The organism is Pseudonocardia oceanicola, from assembly GCF_047200735.1.
Taxonomy (GTDB): Bacteria; Actinomycetota; Actinomycetes; order Mycobacteriales; family Pseudonocardiaceae; genus Pseudonocardia.
The window spans coordinates 1-8,437 of sequence record NZ_JBJZON010000053.1 but is presented as its reverse complement, the minus strand read 5'-3'; the positions used below and the strand labels follow the sequence as shown (position 1 = coordinate 8,437).

At 61.9% G+C, this 8,437-nt stretch carries 10 protein-coding genes; 9 read left to right on the top strand and 1 reads right to left on the bottom strand.

All coding sequences use genetic code 11. From position 1 onward, the window contains the following. Window positions 1-99 precede the first annotated feature (99 nt). From ACL02T_RS34510 to ACL02T_RS34490, 5 genes are read left to right on the top strand one after another with little or no spacing between them, the layout of a single operon-like run. Entirely contained in the window at window positions 100-540 is a 441-nt protein-coding gene (locus tag ACL02T_RS34510) for a hypothetical protein (RefSeq protein WP_412835029.1), read from the top strand. 24 nt (window positions 541-564) lie between these two features. After that, window positions 565-993 (top strand): hypothetical protein, encoded by a 429-nt coding sequence (locus ACL02T_RS34505; protein ID WP_412835028.1) that lies wholly within the window; start codon window positions 565-567, stop codon window positions 991-993. Between the two features lie 33 nt (window positions 994-1,026). Further along, on the top strand, window positions 1,027-1,641 hold the full coding sequence (locus tag ACL02T_RS34500; RefSeq protein WP_412835027.1) for an AAA family ATPase: 615 nt from the start codon (window positions 1,027-1,029) through the stop codon (window positions 1,639-1,641). Continuing rightward, complete coding sequence (locus tag ACL02T_RS34495) at window positions 1,638-1,982, top strand: hypothetical protein (protein WP_412835026.1); 345 nt, start codon at window positions 1,638-1,640, stop codon at window positions 1,980-1,982. The genes ACL02T_RS34500 and ACL02T_RS34495 overlap by 4 nt, the downstream gene beginning before the upstream one ends. Further along, complete coding sequence (locus ACL02T_RS34490; protein WP_412835025.1) at window positions 1,975-2,337, top strand: hypothetical protein; 363 nt, start codon at window positions 1,975-1,977, stop codon at window positions 2,335-2,337. The genes ACL02T_RS34495 and ACL02T_RS34490 overlap by 8 nt, the downstream gene beginning before the upstream one ends. Window positions 2,338-2,948: 611 nt before the next feature. Here ACL02T_RS34490 and ACL02T_RS34485 read toward each other — a convergent pair. Next, window positions 2,949-3,182, bottom strand: coding sequence for a hypothetical protein (locus tag ACL02T_RS34485; protein ID WP_412835024.1), 234 nt, complete (start codon window positions 3,180-3,182; stop codon window positions 2,949-2,951). A gap of 646 nt (window positions 3,183-3,828) precedes the next feature. Between ACL02T_RS34485 and ACL02T_RS34480 the strand changes: the two genes are divergently transcribed. From ACL02T_RS34480 to ACL02T_RS34465, 4 genes are all read left to right on the top strand, one after another. Next, the gene (locus tag ACL02T_RS34480) at window positions 3,829-4,248 is read left to right on the top strand and encodes a hypothetical protein (protein ID WP_412835023.1); all 420 of its coding nucleotides are present in this window, start codon (window positions 3,829-3,831) and stop codon (window positions 4,246-4,248) included. 14 nt (window positions 4,249-4,262) lie between these two features. After that, window positions 4,263-5,819, top strand: coding sequence for an FtsK/SpoIIIE domain-containing protein (locus ACL02T_RS34475; protein ID WP_412835022.1), 1,557 nt, complete (start codon window positions 4,263-4,265; stop codon window positions 5,817-5,819). Between the two features lies 1 nt (window position 5,820). Beyond that, a complete protein-coding gene (locus tag ACL02T_RS34470) occupies window positions 5,821-6,087 on the top strand; it encodes a hypothetical protein (RefSeq protein ID WP_412835021.1) in 267 nt (88 codons plus the stop codon). 1,242 nt (window positions 6,088-7,329) lie between these two features. Next, on the top strand, window positions 7,330-8,286 hold the full coding sequence (locus ACL02T_RS34465) for a protein rep (protein ID WP_412835020.1): 957 nt from the start codon (window positions 7,330-7,332) through the stop codon (window positions 8,284-8,286). Window positions 8,287-8,437: the final 151 nt, after the last annotated feature.

Below are 8,437 nucleotides of genomic sequence, written 5' to 3'. Positions count from 1 at the left end.
TCCGTCCTGTTGTAAAAAGTACGTCTAAAAGGGTGCGAAAAAGGGTTCACAAAAGGGGGTACTTGGCGTATAATAAAAGAGTAATCAGGAGAACACAAAATGGCACGCGCGAACATATATAAGACAGTTCGGAAGAATGCGCTAGAGGAAGACGTGTTCCGGCTTATACCGAGTCGGGTATTTTGGAAACCTAGTTCCTGGGAATACTTGCGAACGCAATTAATAGATCGTACAGATCGTAAAATAAAGGGAATAGACGATTATACGTGGGATGCTTTTAAAAGATACTGCTTGACAAATAACCTGAAACAGGGTGCTGCGTTTGCAAAATTAGTAGAATCTGGTATGGCGGATAGGGAATGGGCCGACGGCAGCGCCAGCGAAACGATAGAGAGGAAGAATGAGCTGGCGATGGCGGCGGGTCATTCCCTTTTCTATGTCGGCGAAAAGCGGGTCTCGATGGTTGAGGCTCAACAGGAGTGCGCCCGTCGTCGATACGCTGACACCGACGGGGAGACGGTGGAACGGCTTGACGGTTAGCCGTTGTCGTCGTATCATTGACGTATGGATTTCGCCAGAGCATTGCAGGTCGTGGCCGTCACGGATGACGAGCGCGACGAGTACCACGACATGACGCTTCCGGCGGTGGCGCTGGCGCTGGCGGTGCTTGCTGGTCGCCTCGACGATGACCACGAGCTGACAGATGACGAGGCCCCGGCGATGCTGGCGCTGTGTGAGCGTCTGCGGGTGTTCGCGGACAAGCATGAGCGTGATCTGCTGCGGCATTTGAAGTACGACCAGGGGATGACGTGGCAGCAAATCGCGGAGGCCGTGGAAGGGCAGCTCGGTGGGCGGCAGGCTGCACAGAAACGTTGGTCACGGCTCGTTGACCCTGATCGGCGGGTGACGACAGGCGACTACCGGCGTGGTGCTGCCGAGAAGCGGGCTGTCGTCGATACGATGCCACCGACGGCAGAACGGGCAGACGGCTAGACGTAAGGACGGTTAAGGAGTAGAATAAGCATTATGAGAATTACAGTCGGCGTCCCCAAGGGGGGCGCGGGAAAAACGACGACGGCGGTGCATCTGGCAATCGGGTTGAGTGCTACCGGGCGCACTTTGTTGGTGGACACCGACCCTGACCAGCACGCCGCTGTGGATTGGTCGAACAGGGCGGTTGACTGGCCGTCGGATCGCTGCACGGTGATCGCTGACCAGTCCCGTAACCTGCGGCGCAACGTCGAGCCGCTGGCGCGTGGCTTCGAGCATGTCATCTTCGACACGGGCGCCAAGAATGAGGAAACATTACGGCAGGCAATGAATCTGTCGGATTATCTCATTGTGCCGAGTAAGGGCACGGATGGTGATTTGCTGGAATTGCCAAAAGTGTTTCGAATTGCGGCGGAAGTTGATATTTCTCACCCGATTCGGCCGCTCGTATTGCTGACACAGATTCGCGGCGGGACGAATGAGGACAACGATGCCCGTTCATACCTGGAAGAGTTGGAATTGCCGGTATTTGACACGTCAATTCCTTTGCTGCGCCAGTTCGGGCAGATGCGGTTTACGCCGTTGCATTTAGGGGAGTATTCGGATGTGATCGATGAATTGTTTGCAATGGATAAGGAGGTTTCGGCATGAGTGAGGCACCACGGCGGCGGGGCAAGGTGGCACCGCTTCGGGCATCGGACATCGCTCGGGTTCGTGAGCAGGCTCCGGCACCAGCATCGGGGGTGGGTAACGATACGACGACACAAACGGCGAGCCGTGTCAACGGCGGGACACCGAAGAGCAAGTTCACGGCTTCGCTCGACTTCGACCAGCTCGACCAGTTCGACCGGCTGGCGGCTGCGGCTCGACGGAAGCTGGCGATGCAGGTGGACAAGCTTGACGTCCTGACGGCGTTGGTGCAGCTCGCGGCCGACGATGCGGCGCTTCGTGACCAGATGATCGAACTGATTGGAGAGCGGAAGCGTGGCTGACGACGAGCAGGGCATGGATGATCGACTGACGGCCGTCACTGACCAGCTCACGGCGGCGGTGCGGCGGCAGGCAGACGACCGGAATCCGGCACATGAGGATTTCTACACATGGGGTTGGGCGCTGTCGGACATCATTCGGCGGCTCGATGACGTGGCGGGCGTACTCGGGCGGCAGGTCGGGCGCTACGGGGACAACAAGATTCTGCGCGACGATCAGGACGCCGACCCCACAGAACGGCTGACCGAGGCGGGGGCGCACTTGCAGGCGCTTCGTTCGTCGTTGTCGAGTGCGTTGCGGTCGGCCTCGGACTATCACTCGGCGGTCGGTCACGTCGCGGTGGAGGTCGAGCTATAGGCGCTCCACGGCCGCCACAGAAGCCGCTGACGGGGCGGGAGCTGGCAAGCCTCATCAGGACGGGGATTTGCCCGCGTTGCGGCTATGAGCGGCTCTGGTACGAGCTGGGGGCGGGGGAGACGCCGGACACTACGAGCCGGCGCGTGCACTGTGAGGGGTGCGGGCTGGTGCATAAATGGGAGACGAAAGATAAAGAAATACCATTCCCAAGTGATGACATTCGGCCATGCTAGTTGTATAATTGATGGCAGAACAGTGATGTTCGAAGAAGGGTTATAGTTCCCTGCATTAGATAGCAAAAAACTTACTTCGGAATGACCGGCTTCGGCCGGTTTTTTCGTGCCTGTCGTCGATAGGTTGCCAAGGTTGTTGCATCTGAGCGGGTGTCGTCGTATCGACGACGTAGGGTCTTGGGAGAAGATCATTTTTCGAGCGGCGGAGGGGCGCTGTTGGTCGGTCGCGTGTGGTGGTGGTCGTCAAGGGCGGCCGGAGGCCGTCGCCGGAGGCGATGCGAAGCACCCTTGATGGCCGCCGCCGCGCGTGACTGGCTGGCAGGGGCGTGGAGGTGCGGGGGTGAGAGGACATGTTCATCTCGGGAGGGGAAGAACATGTCATAGGGGCTGCTCGGGGTCGTCCTGGGCGCGTTGCTTCCATAGGTACAGCGCCTGGCGGCTGACGCCGAGCTCGTCCGCAAGTGCGGTGACGGTGATCGCTGTCCGGCCGCGCTCCATGATCGATACGGCAATCTCTCGCTGGATTTCTCGAATTTCAGCTATTTGGTTAGATAGCTGGCGATGCTCGTCGATCAAGCGTTGCGTCTCTGGTGGAAACTCTCTGTACTCCATGTAATGCTAAATAGCATCACACAATAATGCGCAACCGTCAAGATTGTGACTGTGAATCTGGGACGATTCGCCAGGGACTTAGCGGGTCGTCGGCATGTAAAGGTGTGTCTAGGTCGGGATCTGGGAATAGCCGATCGGTTGCTTGGGCCTTAGCCCAATCATAGAGAGTTTTGCGACTCACTCCCAAGGTACGTGATAGATGAGTCACCGAAACGTAGTCGAGTTGCATCAGCCGAACCGCAATTTGCCGCTGGATATATTCGATGTCCTGAATTCGAGCAGACCACCGGCGATGCAAAGCGATTAATTCTTCGACTGACGTCTCGGTTTTGTAGGGCGGATGAGCAACGTCTGACCATTGCTCGCGGGGGGCATTGAAGTCATAGAGCATCCACCGGCGGGCCTGCTCTGGGCTAATTTCCATGGCTCCTGCTGGGGCGTTCGTGCTGGTGCGCTGGGGTGCGTGCATCCTACCGGTCTAATCAGGAATGTAAAGCATCGTGCTATTTGCGCGTGTCGCTGGAATATGTATTAACGCTTTACAGAAACGTCTAGTGATTAGCTAACAGTTGACAGGAAAAGCAAAGCGTGCTTAGATACCGATGTTGTTAAGGCCGAATACATCGGCCACCAAGGAGCAAGAGAGATGAAAGAGAGTGGAAACATGATTGATCAGGCCATTGTGGACACGGCGGCAACCTTCGCCAAGGTCTGGATCGCTGGTGCAATGAGCAAGGACGAGTTTGTCAGCCGTGACGAGCGTGACCGGCTTCGGGCTGCGGGGCAGGCTCCGGCACAGAAGAAGAACAAGGCCGGTGTTCCGATCTGGCGCGTCGAGCTGATGGCTACAACGGTCCAGTTCCCCGACCGCAGCGACCGTTTCACGGTGAGCTACGCGGCCGAGAAGAACCCGATGGAGGGGCTGTCCCCGATGACGGAGGTTGCGGTGTCCGGCCTGGTGCTGGGCTTCATCCGCCGCGACGACGGCAAGGGCTACACGCCGTACTGGACGGTCAAGGAGATCGAGGCGGCCGACGAAGCCACCAAGTCCAAGGCCTACGCGTAAGGAGATCACGTCCGATGACCGCGGCCGATACGCCGGAGGGCTGGCGCAATCTGCACGTCCCCGAAACCACGCTCAGCGAGCAGCTGCGGCGTGATTTTGGGGTCACGGTGGCATGGGTTGGCGTTGGCCTCCTGGGGGTGCTACTCGTTGCTGTGTGGCGGGTAATTTCCTGCTACGTCGACAATGACCGTTCGACGGTGGGATGGTCGTCTCCGAACGACACCATTCTTCGCTGGCTGGTCATTTGTGTTATCGCCACGGCCATCGGGATGGTCTACCTGGGTATTCGACAGTCAAAAGTCAAGGCCGACCCTGGCGCGGACGTTGAGCGGCGTTGGACTGATGTGTTGGTGGCTGCCGGAGTGGTGAAGTCGCCGGACGGCCTGAGGGTGCGGTACTGGCGGGGCGGCCTCAACGTAAATGAGGTACTGGTCAAGCTGCCCGATGGCTCCGACCCCTCGCGGCTGGACAAGGCGGCGAGGGCGTTGGCCCATAGCTGGGGCGTGCCGGGCGTGAAGGTCTGGCGCGTCGCTGGCGGCTGGCAGCTCGTCGAGCTGGTGAGCGTGCTTCCGCCACCCGAGCCGGAGCCGGTCACAGTTGAGGTGCAGACGCCATACCTGCCGAAGGCGAAGAGCTGGAAAGCCTACTTTGAGGCGCTGCCGATCGGCTGGGTGACGACGCACACGGGGAGCCAATACAAACTGCCCTATGGCGGCGTCCAGCCGGATGCGCCGCAGCTCCCACGTGAGTTTGGCCTGCGGCTGCTGGGGACGCACCTCGCAATCGCTGGTGAGACTGGCGCGGGGAAGTCGAGCTGGGAACAGTCGATCATTTCGGCGCTGGCTCCGGCGGTCGCGCATGGCGCAGCCAAGCTCGTCGGTATCGACCCCAAGGGCGTCGAGCTGGCAATGTCGCGTGGCATCTTCGCGCACTATGCGAGTGAACCGGATAGCATCGCCGATTTGCTGGAACTCATGGTTGAAAAGATGAGCCAGCGCAAGAAGGAGATGGCCGGAAAGTCACGGCTCATCCGACCGTCGGCCGACATGCCGCTCTACGTCATCATGATTGACGAGCTGTTCGCCGTCGGTAAGGGTGAGCTGGACAAGAAGCGTAAGGAGCGGATTACCGGCGCAATGAATCTGCTGTTGACGCAAGGTCGGGCGTTGGGATTCTCGTTGGTGGGCTGCATTCAAGACCCGACGAAAGAGAATTTCAGCAACCGTGATCTGTTCAATACCCGCGTCGCCATGAAGTTGACAGCGGGCATGACCGACGTGGTGCTCGGCCCGAAGTGTCGCGAGGAGGGGGCGACGGCGCACCTGCTGACCGAGGCGCACGCTGGCAGCGGCTACCTGCGGGACGGTGACGGTTGGGCGCTGGTGCGGGCGTACTGGAAGGACGACGCGCAGATCGTCTCCGAGTGCGGCCGCTTCACGGATGGCCGGTACTTCGGCAACTGGCAGGACGGCGACATTGCCCGTGTGCCGATCGACGAGGCGCACCATCCGGATGCCGTGATGTCGCAGCGGGGCTGGTTCCCGCCGAACGCTCGCGGCTGGGCGTCGTAAAGTGTTGGCGCTCGTCGCGCTCCTGGTGCTGCTGATGGTCGGCGCGCCGGTTTGCGGTTTCATGTGGGAGGTATTTTTCCGGCGTCACTTCGAGTTCCGGGCCCGGGTGCGGCGGCTGCAAGAGAAGTTGGCTGCCGAGACGACGCAGGGTGGCTTTCCCGGTGAGACGCATCGGCCGGAGCTGGCCGAAAGGTATTTCGCGCAGCAGGCGGCCGAAACCGTGCGGCAGGCCGAACAGTATTTGCGGCGAATGGCAAACGGTACGTGATGGCGACAGGGGTGCTCACGGTGGTGGGGGCATCCCTGTTGTCATTTTTGCAGCTTTACGCGCAAGTGGAAATAAGTCATACTGAGAAAGATTCGCTTGCAACAGTCTGCGGCGATGAGGGAAACACAATGCATCAAGAAACGAGGAACCCCGGAGGGAAAATCCGGGGTTGCGCTGCAACAGTCTTTTATAATGGTAAGACGTCCGAGCAATTCCGTCAATGCTTTAGGGCGCGGATTCGCGCTGTGTTAATGACAGCATCGAACGTGTGGGCGGGATTCGCGCCGCTCAGAGGCCCGCGCAGCTCGGTTTGTCGTGCGGAGGTCGCGGAGGCCGTTGAGCTGGCGGACGGAGCGGAGCCGGTGGCCGTAGGGCGCGGCAGCGCAGCGGCGCGAGTGAGGTACGAGCGAGCGACCGCGAAGCGGCCAACGCAGTGCAAGCCCGGAGGACGCCGGTGGAGGGACGGACAGAGGCTCATCGGGTGGAGCGGCCGGAGCACGGCGCGGCCCAGTTTGCGGGCCTCTGAGTGGCTCGTGGGCGGCTTCACGCTGGCGGTGCTGGCCGTGACGGTGCCGGTTCGTGAGCTGAGGCGTTGGGCGGCTACTCGGCGCGTCGCAGCGGTGGAGAGGCTGGTCGCTGGCAGGCTCCGGCTGATGTCTGCCGTCGGGCGGACGAAGGGCGGTGATGCGTAGGCCAGACCCGAACAACCCCATAAATGCGAAATCGCCAGGTGGTGGCACACCCGGCGACTTCAGAAACACCCTGCGAGGGCGGTCAGCTCCTATGGCCAGTACAGCAGGGCTACACCCCTGCGCGCAAGAAGAACGGTCGGCGCGTCGCGCTGCCGGAGTAGCGGTCACACCTCACGGTGGCGGCCGCTCGTTGGCGTCCCCGCTGGTGCTCCCCTTAGAGGTCAGCAGCGGCGTAGCCGGTGCCCACGGCGAAGCCGTAGCGGAGCCAGCGACGGCAGGCGCTCGGGCGGCGAAGCCGTCCCTTGGAACATCGCAAAGTTACGAGCCAAACAGGGGTGACCAGCGGATACAGGATGTCCGGCCGGAGGTCGCGGCGGCCAGGCTCTCGGAGCGGTGGCGGCGGCTGCGGGTACTCCGCAAGGCGTCGAGCAAGAAGCGAGTTCGCCAGTGCAAGACCCCGATCGGCAACAGTCATGTTGGGCTGTCAGGTCACGAGGGAGGCGCACACTTCACCGGCCTAGAGTCCTGCGGGAACGTGTGGGCTTGTCCGGTGTGCGCGCCGAAGATCCGCGCGGGACGGATGGCCGACGTCCTCGAGGCGTTCGATCGGCACGCCGCTCGAGGTGGCGGGTTCGCGTTCCTCACGCTGACGGTGCAGCACAGCCACGGGGAGAAGCTGGCCGAGTTGCTGGCGCTGCTCGGTGGTGCCTGGGCGTTCGTCGCTCGATCACGGGAGTACCGGCAGTGGCGGGAGCGGCTAGGGCTGCTCGGGAACATCACGGCGCTGGAGGTGACCGACGGTCGGAACAGCTGGCACCCGCACCGTCACGTGATGCTGTTCTTCGAGCGTCCGCCGTCGCGTGATGAGGTCGAGGCACTTGAAGCGGTGCTCGACGAGCTGTATGGCCGCTGGCTGGCGAAACAGGGGCGGAAGCGTGGCGGGGTCGATCAGCACACGGGTCGACGCGTCGGCGTGCGCCTCGACTACGTACCGCCGGACAGTGCCGGGCGTCGGGAACAGCTCGGCTGCTACCTGACGAAGCTGCAGGCGGGGTTCGAGCTGGCGCGAGGCGATCTGAAACAGTCGCGGCAGGCGGCCGGTGCCGGTGGCCGGCTACCGATGGACCTTCTGGACGTGATCGAGGCGGGGGGCGACGACCAGGCCGCCGCGGTCGCCCGCTGGCGTGAGTACGAACAGGCGATGACCGGCAAGAGCGCGGTGCGCTTCTCGAAGGGGCTGCGGGGTGAGCTTGGCATGGAAACGGCCAAGACTGACCAGGAGCTCGCGGAGGAGGAAGTCGGCGGCGAGAGTGGCATCTTCGTCACGGCACGCCTGTACCGGCGTTCATTCAAGGACGGCCATGCCCCGGCGCTGCTTGCGGCCTACGGCGTCGGTGGTGATGTCCAGGTGCTCCGGCTGCTCAACCTGATGTACCCCGGCAAGATCGTGGCGGAGGATGGACACCTGGTTGAGCCGGGGACGCTGCTGGTTGACCTGCGGCGGTGAGTTGTCGCAACGGCGGGACGTCTAGCCGTTGGCGTCGTCGATACGACGACATCCCCGCGAGGGGTCGGACCCGGGGCGCGCGGCGATAGCCGCGCGCAACAGAGGACGTCCGGGGGACGTCCGCACGCGCGCTGTCGTGGTGTCGATCAAA